Source organism: Pseudomonas sp. TH06, from assembly GCF_016651305.1.
Classification (GTDB): domain Bacteria; phylum Pseudomonadota; class Gammaproteobacteria; order Pseudomonadales; family Pseudomonadaceae; genus Aquipseudomonas.
In genome coordinates, this window is record NZ_JAEKEC010000002.1 from 102,156 (window position 1) to 119,766 (window position 17,611).

At 56.6% G+C, this 17,611-nt stretch carries 22 protein-coding genes, 1 tRNA gene and 1 pseudogene; 12 read left to right on the top strand and 12 right to left on the bottom strand.

Translation table 11 applies throughout. The features are described 5' to 3' along the window. The 4 genes from JFT86_RS23985 to JFT86_RS24000 form a co-directional block, all read right to left on the bottom strand. Positions 1-855: a hypothetical protein gene (locus JFT86_RS23985; protein WP_201238730.1), complete on the bottom strand. Its 855-nt coding sequence runs from the start codon at positions 853-855 to the stop codon at positions 1-3. Between the two features lies 1 nt (position 856). Continuing rightward, on the bottom strand, positions 857-2,101 hold the full coding sequence (locus tag JFT86_RS23990; protein ID WP_201238731.1) for a glycosyltransferase family 4 protein: 1,245 nt from the start codon (positions 2,099-2,101) through the stop codon (positions 857-859). 196 nt (positions 2,102-2,297) lie between these two features. Then, positions 2,298-2,726, bottom strand: a complete 429-nt coding sequence (locus JFT86_RS23995; protein WP_201238732.1) for a hypothetical protein — start codon at positions 2,724-2,726, stop codon at positions 2,298-2,300. 178 nt (positions 2,727-2,904) lie between these two features. Continuing rightward, the gene (locus JFT86_RS24000) at positions 2,905-3,168 is read right to left on the bottom strand and encodes a hypothetical protein (RefSeq protein ID WP_201238733.1); all 264 of its coding nucleotides are present in this window, start codon (positions 3,166-3,168) and stop codon (positions 2,905-2,907) included. 239 nt (positions 3,169-3,407) lie between these two features. Here JFT86_RS24000 and JFT86_RS24005 point away from each other — a divergent pair, with 239 nt between their 5' ends. From JFT86_RS24005 to JFT86_RS24045, 9 genes and pseudogenes are all read left to right on the top strand, one after another. Further along, complete coding sequence (locus JFT86_RS24005; protein WP_201238734.1) at positions 3,408-4,895, top strand: sensor domain-containing diguanylate cyclase; 1,488 nt, start codon at positions 3,408-3,410, stop codon at positions 4,893-4,895. Beyond that, positions 4,888-5,118: a cysteine-rich CWC family protein gene (locus tag JFT86_RS24010; protein ID WP_201238735.1), complete on the top strand. Its 231-nt coding sequence runs from the start codon at positions 4,888-4,890 to the stop codon at positions 5,116-5,118. Before JFT86_RS24005 ends, JFT86_RS24010 begins: the two co-directional genes overlap by 8 nt. A gap of 33 nt (positions 5,119-5,151) precedes the next feature. After that, positions 5,152-5,844 carry a pseudouridine synthase gene (locus JFT86_RS24015; protein WP_201238736.1) on the top strand — a complete coding sequence of 231 codons (693 nt, stop codon included), beginning with the start codon at positions 5,152-5,154 and terminating at the stop codon, positions 5,842-5,844. A 316-nt stretch (positions 5,845-6,160) separates the two neighbouring features. Continuing rightward, a complete protein-coding gene (locus JFT86_RS24020; RefSeq protein ID WP_201238737.1) occupies positions 6,161-7,045 on the top strand; it encodes an alpha/beta hydrolase in 885 nt (294 codons plus the stop codon). 157 nt (positions 7,046-7,202) lie between these two features. Continuing rightward, positions 7,203-7,276: transfer RNA gene (locus JFT86_RS24025), tRNA-Gly, on the top strand. A 278-nt stretch (positions 7,277-7,554) separates the two neighbouring features. Continuing rightward, positions 7,555-7,725: a type II toxin-antitoxin system HicA family toxin gene (locus JFT86_RS24030; RefSeq protein WP_201234564.1), complete on the top strand. Its 171-nt coding sequence runs from the start codon at positions 7,555-7,557 to the stop codon at positions 7,723-7,725. 34 nt (positions 7,726-7,759) lie between these two features. Then, positions 7,760-8,167: a type II toxin-antitoxin system HicB family antitoxin gene (locus JFT86_RS24035; protein ID WP_201234566.1), complete on the top strand. Its 408-nt coding sequence runs from the start codon at positions 7,760-7,762 to the stop codon at positions 8,165-8,167. 259 nt (positions 8,168-8,426) lie between these two features. Further along, positions 8,427-9,155 carry a class I SAM-dependent methyltransferase gene (locus tag JFT86_RS24040; RefSeq protein ID WP_201238738.1) on the top strand — a complete coding sequence of 243 codons (729 nt, stop codon included), beginning with the start codon at positions 8,427-8,429 and terminating at the stop codon, positions 9,153-9,155. Between the two features lie 140 nt (positions 9,156-9,295). After that, positions 9,296-9,541: pseudogene (locus JFT86_RS24045) on the top strand (TerD family protein); the annotation flags it as partial. Between the two features lie 185 nt (positions 9,542-9,726). Here JFT86_RS24045 and tam read toward each other — a convergent pair. Beyond that, the gene (gene tam / locus JFT86_RS24050) at positions 9,727-10,500 is read right to left on the bottom strand and encodes a trans-aconitate 2-methyltransferase (protein ID WP_201238739.1); all 774 of its coding nucleotides are present in this window, start codon (positions 10,498-10,500) and stop codon (positions 9,727-9,729) included. A 371-nt stretch (positions 10,501-10,871) separates the two neighbouring features. Between tam and JFT86_RS24055 the strand changes: the two genes are divergently transcribed. The 3 genes from JFT86_RS24055 (at position 10,872) to JFT86_RS24065 (ending at position 12,574) form a co-directional block, all read left to right on the top strand. Then, positions 10,872-11,375, top strand: coding sequence for an inclusion body family protein (locus JFT86_RS24055; protein WP_008076892.1), 504 nt, complete (start codon positions 10,872-10,874; stop codon positions 11,373-11,375). Between the two features lie 125 nt (positions 11,376-11,500). Then, complete coding sequence (locus tag JFT86_RS24060; protein WP_201234570.1) at positions 11,501-12,046, top strand: AidA/PixA family protein; 546 nt, start codon at positions 11,501-11,503, stop codon at positions 12,044-12,046. A 117-nt stretch (positions 12,047-12,163) separates the two neighbouring features. Next, positions 12,164-12,574, top strand: a complete 411-nt coding sequence (locus tag JFT86_RS24065) for a low affinity iron permease family protein (protein ID WP_201238740.1) — start codon at positions 12,164-12,166, stop codon at positions 12,572-12,574. Positions 12,575-12,704: 130 nt separating this feature from the next. Here JFT86_RS24065 and JFT86_RS24070 read toward each other — a convergent pair whose 3' ends face one another. The 7 genes from JFT86_RS24070 to JFT86_RS24100 form a co-directional block, all read right to left on the bottom strand. Further along, entirely contained in the window at positions 12,705-13,208 is a 504-nt protein-coding gene (locus JFT86_RS24070) for a DUF4142 domain-containing protein (protein WP_201238741.1), read from the bottom strand. A 75-nt stretch (positions 13,209-13,283) separates the two neighbouring features. Then, complete coding sequence (locus JFT86_RS24075; RefSeq protein WP_081500477.1) at positions 13,284-13,442, bottom strand: KGG domain-containing protein; 159 nt, start codon at positions 13,440-13,442, stop codon at positions 13,284-13,286. A 117-nt stretch (positions 13,443-13,559) separates the two neighbouring features. Continuing rightward, entirely contained in the window at positions 13,560-14,909 is a 1,350-nt protein-coding gene (locus tag JFT86_RS24080; protein ID WP_201238742.1) for a GGDEF domain-containing protein, read from the bottom strand. A gap of 79 nt (positions 14,910-14,988) precedes the next feature. Continuing rightward, positions 14,989-15,627 (bottom strand): LysE family translocator, encoded by a 639-nt coding sequence (locus JFT86_RS24085; RefSeq protein WP_201238743.1) that lies wholly within the window; start codon positions 15,625-15,627, stop codon positions 14,989-14,991. A 60-nt stretch (positions 15,628-15,687) separates the two neighbouring features. Further along, complete coding sequence (fos, locus tag JFT86_RS24090; protein WP_201238744.1) at positions 15,688-16,104, bottom strand: fosfomycin resistance glutathione transferase; 417 nt, start codon at positions 16,102-16,104, stop codon at positions 15,688-15,690. Between the two features lie 4 nt (positions 16,105-16,108). Beyond that, on the bottom strand, positions 16,109-16,825 hold the full coding sequence (locus tag JFT86_RS24095) for a hypothetical protein (RefSeq protein ID WP_201238745.1): 717 nt from the start codon (positions 16,823-16,825) through the stop codon (positions 16,109-16,111). 37 nt (positions 16,826-16,862) lie between these two features. Then, a complete protein-coding gene (locus JFT86_RS24100; RefSeq protein ID WP_201238746.1) occupies positions 16,863-17,597 on the bottom strand; it encodes a hypothetical protein in 735 nt (244 codons plus the stop codon). Positions 17,598-17,611: the final 14 nt, after the last annotated feature.

The window sequence follows — 17,611 nt, forward strand, 5'->3', positions numbered from 1 at the left end:
TTACTTCCTTGTAATAACAGAGCGTGAAAAATAATCACTGAGAAACTTAAGCATCTCAGGTGCTTCGCGTAATGACGATAGACCGAGACTTACCCGACCGTGGCCGCCGGCAAAATCAAAACTATGCAACTCCACGGTACAAAAAAAGTTCAACCTTCCAAAATCCAGATTTGCCAATTCGGCTCTGCTGAGCTTTGCCAATTTCCTATCAGTCAGTTCTTCCTCAGAAGCTGGGCGAATCAAGCCGTTACAGCTTATCAATCGAGGAGTTCCATCACGCCGCGGCCAGTCAGCAATGACAAACTTTCGAACGGAAGCCTCATTCTTGAAATGCGGCGGAGGTGCATTAAGCCAAAGCTCCAGCCCAGGATAATTTTTCAACTTCACAATCAACTCATCCGGCCAGTTGACGTGCCGATAGCCCCGCTCATGAGGTTCGGTAATTTCTTTTCTGGTATAAAGCCCGGCAGTCACTTTATAAAGACGCCAACTTTCAGGAATGGACTTCAGGCTCTGATCCTGGTACCGGCGGACCCCCGTCCCGGTCCACCAGAAATGGCCCTTGAGAGTATTGGCCAGACACGCTTTTTTATTCGACAATTCCGGCATGCCAACATAAAACTCCGGGACCAGAGTCTTATCCACATAGCTGCCGCCCAGTATGGGCACCTGCTTCATGCTCGCCAGCTTCTTTTGACAGGCCTCCTGATCCGCGTAGTAGATTGCCATTGCCTCGGCGATTTCTTCTTCACGGATATAAAAACCTACTACGCAATAACAGACATAAACAAACAAGCCATACTTCAACAACTTCTTAAACCATTTAACCAATTGCTTACGTGAAATCCGGAGCATTTCAAATCTCCCTGTCAAACTGAGGAGCAGGCTGTTTCTTCAGATAGCCGGACGTCGCGCTTTCAAACACCTCAAAGTATTGTTTCGCGCCGTACTCCACATCAAATTTGCTCGCCGTCAACTTTGCGGCGCTGCGAAGGCAGTCGTACTCATCAACGGAATCAAGAACCTCGGCAATACGTTTGGCGATACCGTGATGATCGAAGAAATTCACCAGCATTCCATTGTGACCATCAACGATCACCTCCCTTACCGGAGGCGTATCCGATGCTACTACCACACACCCAGTCGCCATCGCCTCCAGTAACGACCACGACAAAACAAACGGATACGTCAAATAAACATGAACCTTTGAACACTCCAGAATTGCCCGGTAAGTCTGGTAAGGAAGCTTCCCTGTGAAATGAACGGTGGAATGATCGAAACTTACCTCTGCCTCCATCCTGCTGCGCCAGTTTGCATAGCCAACCGGCTTACACCCGTAACTGACGTCATCACCGCCCACTACGATAATCTGTGCATCGGGACACTTAGCCTGAATATGCGGGATCGCTCGCATAAAACTGTGAAACCCGCGATAAGGCTCAAGATTCCTTGCGACATAAGTAACGATCGGTTGCCCAGCTCTCAGCTCGACGCCATTGGGCAACCTGACGATCCCAACTTTCGCCAGGTAAGCACTTTGAATGACGCCCTCGTGAATAACCCGAATGGCCGACTGATAAGCGGCCGGAAACAGACTGCGCTGCCACCGCGTAGGCGCGATGGCAATGTCACATTGTTCGAGATTCAAAAGATGTAGCGAATTGAGCACTCGCAGCCTTGATGACTCTCTTGTGGCTCGCGGGAATTCAGGGTCGAACCCGGAATCCGCGCCCTGCGCTCGATAGTAATATTCGCAATAGTGAATAAGCGGCGTGTCAGGATAGACATCCTTGACGAAGAGCGTTTCCCCCCATCCGGGATGAGCGAGAATCACGTCTGGCCGATAACCCGAATGTTTCAGCCTGCTCAGAATTTCAAAAACCTTCTGTCCATCAATCACCGCTTGTTCGTAACGGGTCAGATAGGGATGAATATCGCCTGGTGCTCTGCTGGCAGCTCGGTATCGATATATTTTCACCTCTGCGATACCCGGCGCCGTATCCCGACCTATCGCCAAAACCTCATAACGCCTGTCAATCGCCGCCAGCACCACATGACGGAACTGGCCCGGAAAGTTTTGGTGAATCACAAGAAGCTTCATAGCGGCATCGTCCTTTTATTCTCCGCTATTGAACTGAGTCTTGCTCACCTCGATCGGCAGGAACAAACGCTAACAAATGCAAGGGAATGAAACTGTAGGAAGCGTCTGGGAATGCCCTAGGAGATGGCTAATGGGACGACTTTTCGACGGGCATAAAAAAGCGGCGCTCAAAGCGCCGCTTTTCATTTGCGGGTGATTACCAGCGATTGCCCCGTCCATTGTGGTCGCCCCGACCGCTGTGCCGGTCGTAGTTGCCGCGACCGCGATGATCGTTGTCCCAGCCTCCGCGACGATGGCCGTCCCAGCCGCCACGATCATTGCCATGCCAGCGACGGCTTTCGTAGTAGCGCGGTGCAGGTTGATAGTAGCGTGGCGCCGGCTGGTAATAGCGCGGTTGCTGGTAGTAACGCGGAGCTGGTTGGTAGTAGCGCGGAGCTGGTTGGTAGTAGCGCTGAGCCGAGTAATACGTGCTGCCGCCGCTGTAGTAAGTGCCACCTGTGTTGTAGTAAGCCGGTGCGGGTGAGGTGTAGACCTGTGAGCTGTAATACGAGTCCGCGTAGGAATACGGGACGCAACCGGCAACGGAAAACATCAACGCAGCAAGCAGAAGAATTCGTCTATACATGGCGGCCTCCTGGACCGCGGGTAGCCACACCAGCGACGCTGGCAGGCGTCAGTCGTTTATTCGGTGACTGACGCAAAATCAGACAGCGTTTTCGGCATCTGGTGCGTTCCCGCAACAAGTTGAAACAAGTGATTGATGAAACCTTGTTCATCCGCCAACGCCGTCATTCAGCCGCTGATTAGTGGTGCCCACCGTGGTATCCGCCGCCGTGATAACCCCGTCCGTAATACCCGCGATAACCGTATCCGCCGTAGTAATAACGTGCGCCGCCGTAGTAGCGCGGGCCGTAATAACCACCGTAGTAATAAGGTGAGTAATAGCCGGGATAGTAATAAGTGGCGGGATAAGCATCGTAGGGACCGGCGTAGTAGTAACACCCGGACAAGCCCAGACTGAACACCGCTCCAAGCAGTGCTCGACGCAACGTTTTTGAAATATGCATGACGGCCTCCTGAAAGACCCACGGCCGCAACAGGACAGCGCAGCCGATATAGCTTTGACTGGCTCGGTTCGAGCAAGTGCCCGGTTCGATGCGGCTTCAGATCAGTGGTGTTGAAACCCTGGAAATCCCACAGGTTGATGTCCGATACCGGAGCGACCATTCGCGCCGCGCATGGAGCAGTTATTTCCGCGCAGTGCCACTAGAATGCTTGCCATCGGGCCACTGCCAACGGAACTGCCATGCCGCTTCGTTCTCCGCTGTATTCCCAACGCTCACTGGTACTGACGCTGGTCGCCCTGCTCGGTGCCGGTTTTCTCGCCACCTCACTGCTCAGTTACTACGCTTCGCGCGCGTCGATTCGCGACAACATCGTCAACACCGAACTGCCACTGACTTCCGACACGGTCTATTCGGAAATCCAGAAAGACCTGATCAGACCGATCCTGATTTCCTCGATGATGTCCCGCGACACCTTCATGCGCGACTGGGTAGTGAACGGTGAGCAGAATCCCGAGCAGATGACCCGCTACCTCGACGAGGTCATGACCCATTACGGTGCCTACACCGCGTTCTTCGTTTCCAACAGCACCCTCACCTACTACCACGCCAAAGGCGTGCTCAAGCAGGTCAGAGTCGATGAGCCACGGGATGCCTGGTACTTCCGCGTGCGCGACATGAAAGACCCGTACGAGATCAACGTCGACCCGGATCTGGCCAACAAGGACAACCTGACCTTCTTCATCAACTACAAGGTCTACGACTACCACAATCGCTTTATCGGCGCGGCCGGCGTCGGTCTGACCGTAGATGCGGTGATCAAGCTGATCGACAAGTATCAACAGCGTTATCAACGCAGCGTGTACTTCGTCGACACCTTCGGCCGACTGGTGTTGACCGGTGTCGAGGGCGGGCCTGAAGGCGCGCATATCGGCCAAAGTCTCGGTGAACTCGAGAGCATGAAAAGCCTGGTCAGTCAGTTGCCGAAACCACACAGCGGCAGCTACGAATACTCCGCCCATGGCCAGGGGCATTTTCTCAACGTGCGGTTTATTCCGGAGTTGAACTGGTACCTGTTCGTCGATAAACGCGAGGACGGCGCGCTGAGTGAAATCCGCCAGTCGCTCTATCTCAATCTGTTGATTTGCCTGTTGGTGACGTTGATTGTGTTGGCGTTGCTCAACCGCGTGATCAAACGGTTTCAATCGAAGATCCAGGCCCAGGCTACCCTCGACAGCCTCACCGAATTGCCGAACCGCAGAGGCTTCGATCTGCTCGCCGCGCAAGCCCTGCACGAAGCGCAGCGTGAGACCAAACCACTGACCGCGCTGCTGCTGGATCTCGATCACTTCAAGGCATTGAACGACACCTACGGGCACATGGCCGGCGATCAGGTGCTGATCGGTTTTGCCCGCGACCTGCAAAGTTGCCTACGCCATGCCGACATCGTTTGCCGCTGGGGCGGTGAGGAATTCATTGTTTTGCTCAAGGACACCGACGGCGACACCGGTCAGAAAATTGCCGAGAAGATCCGCCAGCACGTAGAACAGCACGAATATGCCTACAACGGCTACAGCCTGAATCTGACCGTTAGCATCGGCGCCACCACCCTGCAACGCGATGACACCTTGCACAGCCTGCTATCCCGGGCCGATCATGCGATGTACCGGGCCAAACAAACCGGCCGCAATCGCACCTGCGTGGAACTGCCTCACTCGACTTATGCCTGACCTCAGCGAAAAACCCGACCATTGCCCGGCCTGCGGCGCCCGTAACGACTGCAGCCTGGCCGACCCGCGCACCGCCGACCGCGAGTGCTGGTGCTACGGCGTCAGCATCGACCCGGCGGTACTCGAAGCCTTGCCGCCGGAACTGCGCAACAAATCCTGCCTGTGCCCGCGTTGCGCGCAGGTCGAGGCGCAACTGCAAGCGGTCAAACGGCCGATCCCGTAAGATGCGCGGCCCTTCACCCACTGAACTCTGAACATGCGCGTCGACCGTTTCCTCAGCAACCTGCCCCGCTACAACCGTCAGCAGGTTCGCCTGTTGCTCGTGGAAAAGCGCGTGCGTGTTGACGGAAAAGTCGTCAGCGATCCGCACAGCGAAGTGCTGGAATTCAGCCGCGTCGAAGTCGATGACGAGGTGCTGCAACTGGGCAAACCGGCGCGTTACTTCATGCTGCACAAACCGCCGGGCTGCGTCAGCGCCACCCGCGATCCGCAACATCCGACCGTGCTCGACCTGATCGACGAACCGGACAAGGACGATCTGCACATTGCCGGACGTCTGGATTTCAACACCACCGGTTTGATGCTGATCACTAACGACGGCAACTGGTCGCGACGTCTGACTCAGCCGCAAACCAAACTGCCGAAGGTCTATTACGTCGAAACCGAACAGGACATTGGCGCGCAATATGCGATCACGTTTGCCGAGGGCATCTACTTCGCCTTCGAAGACCTGACCACGCAACCTGCACAGTTGGAACTGCTCGGCCCGAGGTCGGCGCGCCTGAGTATCGTCGAGGGTCGCTACCATCAGGTGAAGCGCATGTTTGGCCACTTCAACAACAAAGTGCTGCGCCTGCACCGCGAATCCATGGGCCAATTGCGGCTGGATGACGCGCTAAAACCGGGCGAGTACCGCGCTTTGCGCACCGAAGAGATTCATTTGTTCTAAGCCCGCGACCGCTCAGCAGAACTTGTTGAACAATTTACCAACGGCACTTGCGCGATCCTGATCCCCCTGCTTGAATCAGGACGTCGGCCAAATTGTGACCGATGAGTCACAACATACTTCCAAGAAACTTTTTGCCGGTCGTCAGCCCTCTGGGTTGCGCCTCAGCCGGCAGACTGCCCGCCAATAACAATACCCGTCGACCGCTGTCATGGATCGACATGGGCCAAGCAAATTCCAGGCGTATGCCTACCTGTCACAAAGCTCGTGCAATCTCTTTTTGCGCGCATACCCGCTTGCTTGCCAGGAGTCTTATGACATGAGGCCAGAAATCGCTGTGCTGGATATACAGGGTCAGTATCGGGTTTACACGGAGTTCTATCGCGCAGACGCCGCAGAAAAGACCATCATCCTGGTCAACGGCTCGATGGCCACGACTGCGTCGTTTGCACAAACCGTGAAAAACCTGCACCCGCAATTCAACGTGGTCTGCTATGACCAGCCCTACGCGGGTCGGTCAAAAGCGCACAACCGCCACGAGAAACATCTGACGAAAGAAATCGAAGGGCAGATCCTGCTGGAGCTGATCGACCACTTCGCTGCCGAGCACGTGCTGTCGTTCTCCTGGGGCGGCGCCGCGACCCTCGTTGCTCTCGCGCACCAGCCTCGGCGCATCGAGAAAGCCGTGATCAGTTCGTTCTCGCCGGTGATCAACGCGCACATGCTCGATTACCTGGAACGCGGCGTCGATTACCTCGGCCAGCGCGACGGCGACCGGGTCGGCCATCTGGTCAACAACACCATCGGCAAACACCTGCCGTCGCTATTCAAACGCTTCAACTATCGCCACGTCAGCAGCCTGGCCGAGCATGAATACGGGCAGATGCACTTCCACATCAGTGACGTGCTGCACAGTGACCGTCAGTGCTATTTGAACGCGGCGAAGAAAATCAACGTGCCAGTGCTGTTTCTCAACGGCGAATGGGACGAATACACCGCCGCCGAAGATGCGCGCCTGTTCGGCAACCATGTGGCGCAAAGCACGTTCACCACGGTGCAGGCCACCGGGCACTTCCTCGACATGGAACACAAGGCTGCCTGCCGCGATAGCCAGAACGCCCTGCTCGGCTTCTTGAAACCGGCGCAGCAGGCGAGCCGAACGCGTTACTCGTTTGTTCAGGATCAACATGCATTGGCCATTTGAAAGCGTGTCATCGCGAGCAAGGCTGTGGAGCAAAATTTTCGTGAACGAAAGCCACAGCGCTTGCCCGCGACTGACCGATTACACCGCTGTAATGCCATGCGCACAAAAGAAAACTTCAAATCCGTGGCCGAGTCTGGTACAAAGTCAGCCGCTCTGAGCGGGTGTCGTATAATGGCATTACTCCAGCTTCCCAAGCTGATAACGAGGGTTCGATTCCCTTCACCCGCTCCAATCGAATTTTTGTCCCACGTCGTGCTTTTGACGGGGGATGCAGGAACAGAAAAAACCGGCCTTGATGGCCGGTTTTTTTGTGCCCGGAAAAAGATCCATGACTGGTATTCGAAGCTACGCAAAACGCCGCAACACACTCTCCGTTCCCTCGACACCTCCCTATCTAGACTGCTTTAGGCCACTGAACTGAATACGCCCTCTACCGCTCGGTAGTTATAGTGTTGATCACAGAAAATCAGTAGGTATAGCACCCACCAATCACACCACAAGGAGGTGTTGTGAATAGCCGTTTTTTAATCGGCCAACTCGTTGCGGACGGTTGGTATTTAGTGCGTGTCAGAGGCAGCCATCATCACTCGACCAAACCTGGACTGATTACGGTACCGCATCCGAAGAAAGATCTGCTGAAGAAAACGGCCATCAGTATTTTGCAGCAGGCGCTGCTTTGACGCTCTCAGTCGACGGCACCCTGGAGGAACGAACATGCTCTACCCGATTGCGATTTCAATAGGTGATGAGGAACACGCCTGGGGCGTGGAAGTACCGGATATTCCCGGCTGCTTTTCGGCGGGCGATGATCTGGATGATGCCGTTGCCATGGCCCGCGAAGCCATCGAGGGGCATTTCGAGATTCTGGCCGAAGACGGTGCACCGATACCGCCTGCCAGCAAACTCGGCGTGCACGTGACCAATCCGAAGTATGCGGGTTGTGCATGGGCAGTAGTGGATATTGATGTCGTGAAGTATTTGGGCAAGGCCCAGAAACTCAACATCACACTGCCGGGGCATTTGCTCAATCGCATTGATGAATATGTGTTGCATCACCCGGAGGAGAAAAGTCGTTCCGGGTTTCTGGCTTCGGCGGCGTTGAAGGTTTTACAGCAAGGTTGACGTTTCCTGAGCATCAGATTTATGGCGAGGGTGCTAGCTCCCTCGCCATAGGTTTTCAAAGAACCGGCGAATCTTCCAACATTACAGTTCCCCAACACTCCACCGGTTCCCACGTTCCCCCCATACCCGCTAGCATTTCCCCATCGACCACCACCCTCCCCCTGCGCGGCCATCGACGAATACGCGTTTTCACTTTCGAGGGACTCTCAATCGCGGCCACTTCGCCGCTGACGACTGAACTCAAAAGAGCACTTCACCCATGACTCAAAACATTTACGACGATCCCGGTTTTTTCCACGGCTACAGCCAGATGAACCGCTCCATCGGCGGCCTCGACGCGGCGCCTGAGTGGCCGGCGCTCAAGGCGTTATTGCCGTCCATGCACGACTTGAACGTGGTGGATCTGGGTTGCGGTTATGGCTGGTTCAGCCGTTGGGCCATCGAGAATGGCGCGGCGAGCGTGTTGGGGCTGGATGTCTCGGAGAAGATGCTGGAGCGTGCGCGCGAAACCACCTCGGCGGCGAACATTCGTTACGAACGCGCTGATCTTGAACAGCTGGACTTGCCCCTATGCAGCTTCGATCTGGCCTACAGCTCGCTGGCGCTGCATTACATCAAGGATCTGCCGGGGCTGTTTGCCCAACTCTATGCCGCGCTGAAACCGGGTTCGCACTTTGTGTTTTCCATCGAGCACCCGATCTTCATGGCGCCGCGCAATCCCGGCTGGCTGATCGACAGCGAGGGGCACAAGCGCTGGCCGCTGGACAGTTACCAGATGGAAGGTGAGCGGGTGACGAACTGGCTGGCCGACGGTGTGATCAAGCAACATCGCACGGTCGGGACATTGCTCAATTCGCTGATCGCTGCCGGCTTCACCCTTCGCCACCTCGACGAATGGGGCCCGAGCGATGCCGAAGTGGCGGCACAACCGGCGTTGGCGGAAGAGCGCGAAAGACCAATGATGATGTTGGTGGCGGTGCAACGTTGAGGCCGAATCTATCAACCGGCCAGCCCGGGTTTTAGAGTGATAATGCGCGGGCGATTGAATCGCCCGCTTTCCATTGGACAGCAGAACATCCAGCGCACCCACACGTGCGTCGAGGCAGTACCCACACTCAAGGAAGCAAGATGCAGATCACCCAGGGACAACGGCTACCACTGTCAAAAATTCTTCAGGGGCAATCGCTCACTCTCGCCATACAGATTCAGTCCAGCGATGTCATCGATTTCGTCTGCTTCGGCGTCGACGCGCAGGGCAAGCTTTCCGACGATCGCTACATGGTCTTTTTCAACCAGCCGAGCACACCGTGCGCCAGCGTAAAAATCGAAGATCAGGGCCGTTTTCAAATCAATCTGGCGCAGACTGGACTGCCCTTCGAGAAACCAGATCACTATGTTTACCCTTCCTTGTAGTTACGCCGAATGCCGAAACATTTTCTGAGAGCGTCCGTCTCACATCCGCCATTGGGTGCGGACAGTACCGTCTTCCGCTGCAAACTCAAGAGGAACATTCAGCAATGGAACTGGCGCTCTCGGAACGCCATGAGCACTTCCCGGGTTTATTGTCGGGTCGCCACAATAAACAGACGCGGGAACGGCAACAGCACCGAACCATCGGCCATCGCCGGGTAAGCCTTTTCGACTTCGGCGAGATATTGCTGCAGATATTGCGCCCGTTCGCTTTCAGTCAAAGGGCTCAGGAACGGAATCAAGCCGCTGCCCTTGAACCACTCGACAACGCCCGCCGCACCGCCCGCCAATTGATGGTGATAGGTGGTGCGCCACACATCGACTCGTGCGCAGTGCGGACGCAACATCGAGAAGTATTCGCTGGCACTCGCCATGTCAGTGCGCTGCCCCGCTGCACCGGCAAGCTTGCTGGCCCACGGCCCGTTTGCGGCCACTTCGCGCATCAACCGGTGGGAGGGTTCGTTGAGGTTGTCCGGCATCTGGATCGCCAGACTCCCGCCAGACGCCAGTTTGCCCGCCAGCGCCGGCAACAACGTCGCGTGGTCCGGCACCCACTGCAACACCGCATTCGCAAAGATCACATCGTAAGGGCCTGCATCGGCCCAGCGATCAATCTCGGCCACATCGAACTGCAACTGCGGCAAGCGCTTGCGTGCGGCGTCGATCATGTCGGGCGAGCTGTCCAGTCCGCTGACCTTTGCTGTGGAAAACCGCTGCACCAGCAACTCTGTCGAGTTGCCCGGACCGCAACCGATATCGACCACCGCTCGCCCCTGCACCGTGGGAATCGCCGCCAACAGATCGCGGGCCGGGCGGGTGCGTTCATCTTCAAAAGCGACGTATTGCTTGGCTGACCAACTCATTGCGTTCTCCTGTCGGGGGCATTCCAACGGTTCGTCACGATACAGGCAGCGACGCGAGCAGTTCCAGAGTGACTCGTTGCAAAGCATTTCAGCTCAATAGCTTATTGCCAAGCCGTCTAACTCGACGCGCTGGTCACCGTTCGTCGAGCCAGTCAAAAGCGATTTTGACAGCATAAAAATCCTGCCTATAGTCAAGTTGCGGCAGTCGGAAGGAACCCGACCCATAGGATTTCGTGCAAGGAGCACGGCCTGTTCATCTGTCATGACTGGTGGGTTCCCCCAGTAGTGTGCTCGCAAACGCCATACGGCAAGCAAGCGTCGTCGTGCCTGCGCTGCAGTCCGACGTTCACTATGAAAAAAGGAGCGTTACCATGTCTCGAGTGACGGATATTCTGGTTTCCATCGACACTGAAACCATTCTGAAAAAGTATCCAAACATCAGCAAGGATCCGAAGAACCCCACGCTGATCGACTGGCATCATGTGTACATGGTCACCAATCAGGACAACGTCGTCAGTGGCCAGGCCGGGGGCGAACTGGACCTCAAGGCGCAGGTCGGCGACTTGATCCGCTGGCGTGAAACCAGCCTGTCGCAGAGCTTCGAACAGGCGGTGATTTTCTACAAATTCATCGGCAACGCCGGTGCCGACCTGATCTCGCCCCCCTCCCCGCGCAAGGCCACTGCCTGCGTAGCAGTGCCTAATCGCGAAAACCCGTCAGTGCCGAGTTGCCAGAAAGTCGATAACCACTATTGGTCCTCCGAGACCCTTGATTGCGGTCGCGTGACCTATCACTTCCACTTCCTGATCGTCGATCGCAACTGCCAGATCATCGGCTGCTGCTCGTGGGATCCGTTCATCTCCATCCACAACTGACGATGCGCAGGATCCCTTGGCAACGAGGGATCCACTCGATCCGATGCCGCCCCGGCCGGAACAGGATGTCTTGCCTCGACCGAAGCGGCTGCCGTCTGGCGTCAACATCATGAAAGGAATCCATGATGACTTCCGAACCGATCCCGTCACCCTCTACCGCCGTCAACAACGCGCATAACGTGTTGCTGATCTTCGATGCTGAATCAGTACTCGCAAGCAATCCCGACCCGAGCCAGGATGCCGCCAATCCGACACGCATCACTGATGGCCTGGTCTTTTTCATCACGGGTAACAACTCAAAGAAAAATGTTACAAATGACAGCAAATTAACATTACCTGTCGAAATTGGCCGCGACCTGCACTTTCGTGGCCGGAGCGTCAGCCTGATCGCTGAACACAGCGTAGTGATCTACAGCATGACCGTCGGTAACAGCGCCGTACTGACCGATCCGCTGCTTGAGGTTCACCCTGGCGTCACCGTCCCCGCCCCGGACCCCAGCCACCCGACAACCCCGGGCAGCCACAAGGCTGACGATCATTACTGGGCCTGCACCACAAAGGCGTCCGGCACAGCCAAGTGCGTGCTGAACTTCATGCTGGTCGATCAGCAATGTGAGACCGCGGGATATTTTCAGTGGCAGGTTGCAATCGAACTCACGCCTCAAGGCTGATCATGACCCAACCGGTCGCAAGGCCGGTCTGGCGTAGACAGCTGCGATAAGAAACAGAATTTTCCTGATGCCGTCAGTGTCTGAATTTCAAGCACTCCCCCAATAAGGACCTCGGCCATGAAATTCGCGAAGATTTCCCAGAAGCTCGCCCTGTGGGCCGGTAGCCCCAAGACTTTCATGGGGGCGCTGGTCCTGATCGGGGTATGGGGATTGACCGGGCCGTTTTTTCATTACAACGACACCTGGCAACTGATCATCAATACATCGACGACGATCATCACGTTCCTGATGGTTTTCCTGATCCAGAACACGCAGAACCGTGACACCGACATCCTGCACTTGAAAATTGATGAGTTGCTGCTCGTGACCAAGGAGGCGCAGAACGCAATGTTGGGTCTCGAGGCGCTGGATTTGAAGCAGCTGGAAGCACTGCGCAAGCATTATCGTGCACTGGGCGAAAGCGAGGTTTTCAACCTTGAGGGGTTGGGGGAGAAGAGCAAGCCGAAGCAGGATTTGAATGAATGCTGACAAGCATTTGTGGCGAGGGAGCTTGCTCCCGCTGGGCTGCGTAGCAAACCCGTTTCTTTAAAAGAACGGGGCCGCTCCGCGCCCCAGCGGGAGCAAGCTCCCTCTCCACAGGTTTTTTGTAAGGCTTAGATTAGCGGCTGGCTTGCAGCGCTCGGGCCATTTGCAGATGGTTTTGCAGTTTGGGCAACGTCTCATCAGCGAAAGCCTTGATCTCCGGGACATCGGTGGTCTGCGCTTCTTGCTGGATCTGTTGAATGGCTTCTTCGGTGGCTTTCACCTGGCTGGCGGCGTAGGCCCGGTCGAAGGTTGCGCCGTCTTTCACTTCCGGGATCATCTCCTTGGCTTTATCGGCCATTTCTTCACGCGGCGCGACGGGTAAATCGAGCTTTTTGGCGATTTTCGCCAAGTGCTGATTGGCCGTGGTGCGGTCGTTGATAACAACGATGGTGTAGTCCTTGACCTCTTTGGATTCGGTCTTCTGATGCGCCAAACGACTGGCTTCGATATCAGCCATGCCTTTGGCTGATGCATCGTTGATGAATTCGGCTGGCGACTGGGCAAAAGCGCTGCTGGCGAACAATCCCAGAACAGTGACAAAACTCAAACGACGTACTTGGGTGGCCATCCGGCTCATGGTCGCGCCCTCCTTCTCTCAAAATTCAAGCGGGAGCTTGCGCCCCCGCCTCTCAATCAAAACAACCTTCACCGACTACTTCGATTTCTGAGCGGGCTTGCGGCCCATATCTGTTTTCGCAGGCTCTTTATCGACCGTCGTTGTGGTGGTTTTCCCACCTTTGCGACCGGCTTCAGAGGCCTTCGTTCGATCGTTGGCGAAGTTTCCCGAGTTCGAGTTTCTTGAATTAGGCATGATTCTCTACCTCTTGGTATTGATCGTGGCGAGCAGGTGCCCGCCTAGATTGAGAATTTCCTGGCGGGCAAAGGTTTAGAAAAGTTGCCTTTGGCGCGACGAACGGCGGACCCGAAATCAGCTATTGAGCGCGTGATGGTTCTGGCGCTTGGCGGCATACATCGCCTGATCGGCATGGCGAAACAGTTGATGCTCCTCGCAACCATGCTCTGGATAGCGGGCGACACCGATACTCGGCTCGATCTTCAGGTTGTGGCCATCCAGGCGCATCGGTTGCACCAGCACTTGGCGAATCTTTTGCGCAACGCCATCCGCGTCCTCCGCCGCTTGCACACTGTGCAACAACACGACGAATTCATCACCGCCGATCCGCGCGACCGTATCGGTCTCGCGCACGCAGCCCTTGAGGCGGTTGGCCACGGTTTGCAAGAGCATGTCGCCTACCGCATGCCCGAAAGTGTCATTGACCTGTTTGAAGCGATCCAGATCGACATACAACAGCGCCATGTGCCCGGATTGTTCGCGGGCACTGGCCATGGCAGCCTTCAGGCGATCACGGAGCAACTCACGATTGGGCAATTGAGTCAGTTGATCGTATTGCGCCATGCGCCGCAGCCGCGCATGTAATTGTTGACGTTCGATGGCGGTGGCGACCTGGGCGCAGACGTATTGCAGCAGTTCCTTGTCCTGCTCGGTGTAGCGCTCGCCGCCGGGCAGGCTCTTGACGATCATTGCGCCGATGGTGCCGTTTTTCGAGTTCAGCGGGACGCCGAGCCAGCACGGTGAATTCTGTTCGGCCACCAATGCCGCAAAGTCCGGTGGAGAATCGGCACTGTCCGGCGTCAGAAGAATCGGCTGACCACTACGGATCACTTGTGCACACAGGCGCCCGGTGATCGTCCCGGGTTTCTCCGGCTGCAATTCGTGATCATCAACGTGATAAGGGAAGTTCAGCTGTGCGCAGTGCTCGTCGTAGAGCGCCACCGAGAAGTTCATTGCCGGCAGCCACTCACCGATGATCAGGTGGATGCGTTTGAACAACGCCAGCAAATCTTCCGCCGCATGCGCCGCCTCGGAAATCGCATACAGCGCCGCTTGCCGCGATTCGGCCTGTTTGCGTTCGGTGATGTCGCGGGCCACGGCGATACGCAGCTGATCCACTTCCGACCAGCGCGCCGACCAGAGGATATGGGCGACGCTGCCGTCCTTGCGCACGTAGCGGTTTTCAAAATTGAGTTTTGGCTCGCCGCCCATGATCTCGCTGGCGGCAGCGAGGGTGCGCTCGCGATCCGCCGGGTGCACCAGTTCGATCATTGGCCGGCCGATCAACTCGTCAGGCGTGTAGCCGAAAACGCGCTCGCAGGCGGCGCTGACAAAAACGAAGCGACCCTGCTTGTCCACCGCACAAACGGCGTCCAGCAACAGGTCGATGAAACTCGCCAACGGCGCGGAATTACGGCTTTCCATGGTTCAGCACAGATGTCCGGGCAATGCAGCACTGATCAACCATCCTTGACCGTTTGATCCCGCATCCCTGCACGCAAAATCAAGTCTTGTTCGGCATCAACCCCGGCAGCGCATGCACCAGCGCGTTGACGGCGAAACCGATGAACATCACGCCACACAAACGGGTAATAAGCAGTTCGTGACGTTGATAGATCGTGCGCACCCGTTGCGCGCCGACGACGCCAATGAGGATAGCGTAAGCCAGCAAACCACCGAGGAAACTCAGGGCGATCAGCGCCGGCAACATCGACCAGTTGAGCAATTCGGCTCGGCTCGACAACAACGCAGTGAACGTCGCCACCGCCACCGGATAGGCCTTGGGATTGGTCAGGCCGAACAGGATGCCGTGCCAGAACGGATTGCGCGCCGCGCCTTGCGGCTGGTCATCGCTGCGCCGTTGCGCACGCACCGCGCGCCAGCCCAGCCAGAACAGATATAAACCGCTGAGTACGCCGAGCACATCAAATGCAGTGCTGCCGATTTCCCGGGCGCCGACAATTGCGATCAACGCGGTGCTGCACCAGACCACGTCGCCGAGCAGGTGCCCACAGAGAAACCCTGCCCCCGCCCGTCGCCCATGGGCCGCGCCGATGCCGAATACCGCCAGCACACCCGGCCCCGGCGTAATGCCGTAAATGAAACCCGAGGCCAGCACGGCCAAAAGCAACGATGGAGTCATGGGATACCTGCAAGCGCCAGAACACGTGGTCGCCAGTCTATATCAGCGAAATGTGTCAGATCACGGCTCGTCGTAAAAACGCATGCCGGCGTACGGTTTCAGTCGACAGGCCGCCAGCCGCGAAGCCAATCCACCGACGTGGGCTTCGAGCTTGTGGCCATCGGGGTCAAGGAAGTAGAACGATGCACCTTCGCTGCGGTTTTCCCGCCATTCCTGCACGTTTGCCGCTTTTAGCTGCTCGACGAACAGCGGAAAGTCCGAAGCGCCGAGGCTAAAGGCGTAATGGGTGTAGTCGACGCTCGCCTCGGGCTTTCGTTTCGGGTCAAGCGACAGACACAGCCACAACCCTGGCAGCGACAGATAGGCACCGGCATCCCACGTCGCTTCGACGCGCAACTGCAGCAAGTCACGATAGAACGCCAGGCTGCGATTCAGATCAGTGACGGCAAGCGTCAGGTGATTGAGGCCGGTGAGCATCGGATCAGTAACCTCTGAGGTCTTCAGGGACGACGTATTGCTGGCCGTCGTAAGTCAGGGTGATCTGGGTTTTCTTCAGGTCGGTGGTTTTCGAAACGCACTCGCTGCCCGACTGAGTGTTTTTCATCTTGCTGCCGCTGGTGGTGATGATCAGATCGGCGAGACCGTGATGGCTTGTAGAGCCGATTTCGAGCGTCCTGCGGGTTTTCTTCATGTAACCCGCGCAACCGCTCATGAACTCACCTTGGTTCTTGTAGACCACCAGGCCTTCCAGCACCGGGCGCAGCTCATTGCCTGCGCGGACATACAGCGCCAGATCGGTTTTCTCGTAGGGAATGGCGCTGGAACTGTGCTCGAACTTTGAACGCAGGCCAAACGCCCGGATGTCCGGCGCCAATCGGTAGCGGCCAGTGTCGATGCGCAGATCGTCAAAGCGAATCGCATCGGAGTTGTACGCGCCAGGTTTACGGTAAGTGGCGATGGGTTTTGCGTCGCTGGCGTTGACGATCGCCAGATCCAGATCGAGCACCCCGGCATCATCGCCGCCGGAGTCGGCAAGGTAGTTGGATTTGACCGAGATCGCCTGATTCGGGAAGGCCGGCCAGACGACGCAACGAGACATCGATTGGCCGTCATAGGCCTTGGTGGTGCAAGCGGCTTGGGCTTGGGCGGTGATGGCCAGAATACCGAGGGCGATAAGGAGTCTGGTTGGGGTGAGCATTGTTCTTCCTTGATAAAAGTCGAGTGTGGCGGGCCGGTTACAGACTCTGGAAATCGCTAGGCAAAACGTAAGATTTGCCGTCATAGCGCAGAGTGGTCATCTCGGGTTTGTAATTGATTGTCTTGATTTCACAGGTCTCCGGTGGCCCTTCGCCGGTGAGCCCGGTGGTGACCGATTTGAGGATCAGGTCGGCGAATCCGTGAGAGCTGGTTTTACCTATTTCAATCGTGCGAACCGTAGTCCCGCGATCGCCCGCACAGTTGCCATCCCACTCGCCACTGAAGCGGTAAACCACTAACCGATCCAGCACCGGACGCAATCTGTCGCCCTCTTTCACATAGAGCGAGAGTACGGTTTCATTCAACGGATTGACGCTTGAAGAGCCTTTGAAAATCGCCCGCACACCAAAAGCACGCAGCGTCGGCGTGAGCTTGTAGCGCGCAGTGTCGAGTTCCACACTCTCCAGAGCGATGGCATCAGTGGGGAATGCAGAGGATTGATGCCAGGTGGCGAGCGAGGTCGAATCGCTTGCTGACAACACCGCTAAATTCAAATCGTAGGAACCGATCCTTCCGCCACCGCCATATACCGGGTCCGCTACAAACTTCGATACCGCCGTGATAGTCAGAGGCGGATCGACTGGCCAATCCTTGCACACAGAAAAGTCCCACTGCCCCGCCACAGCTGGCGGCGTGCAATCAGCAAACGCCTGCCCCGCCATCAGCCACCCACCCAGCACCACACACCCGATCAATCCAGACTTCACTGTCACATCCCGCTCCTTGA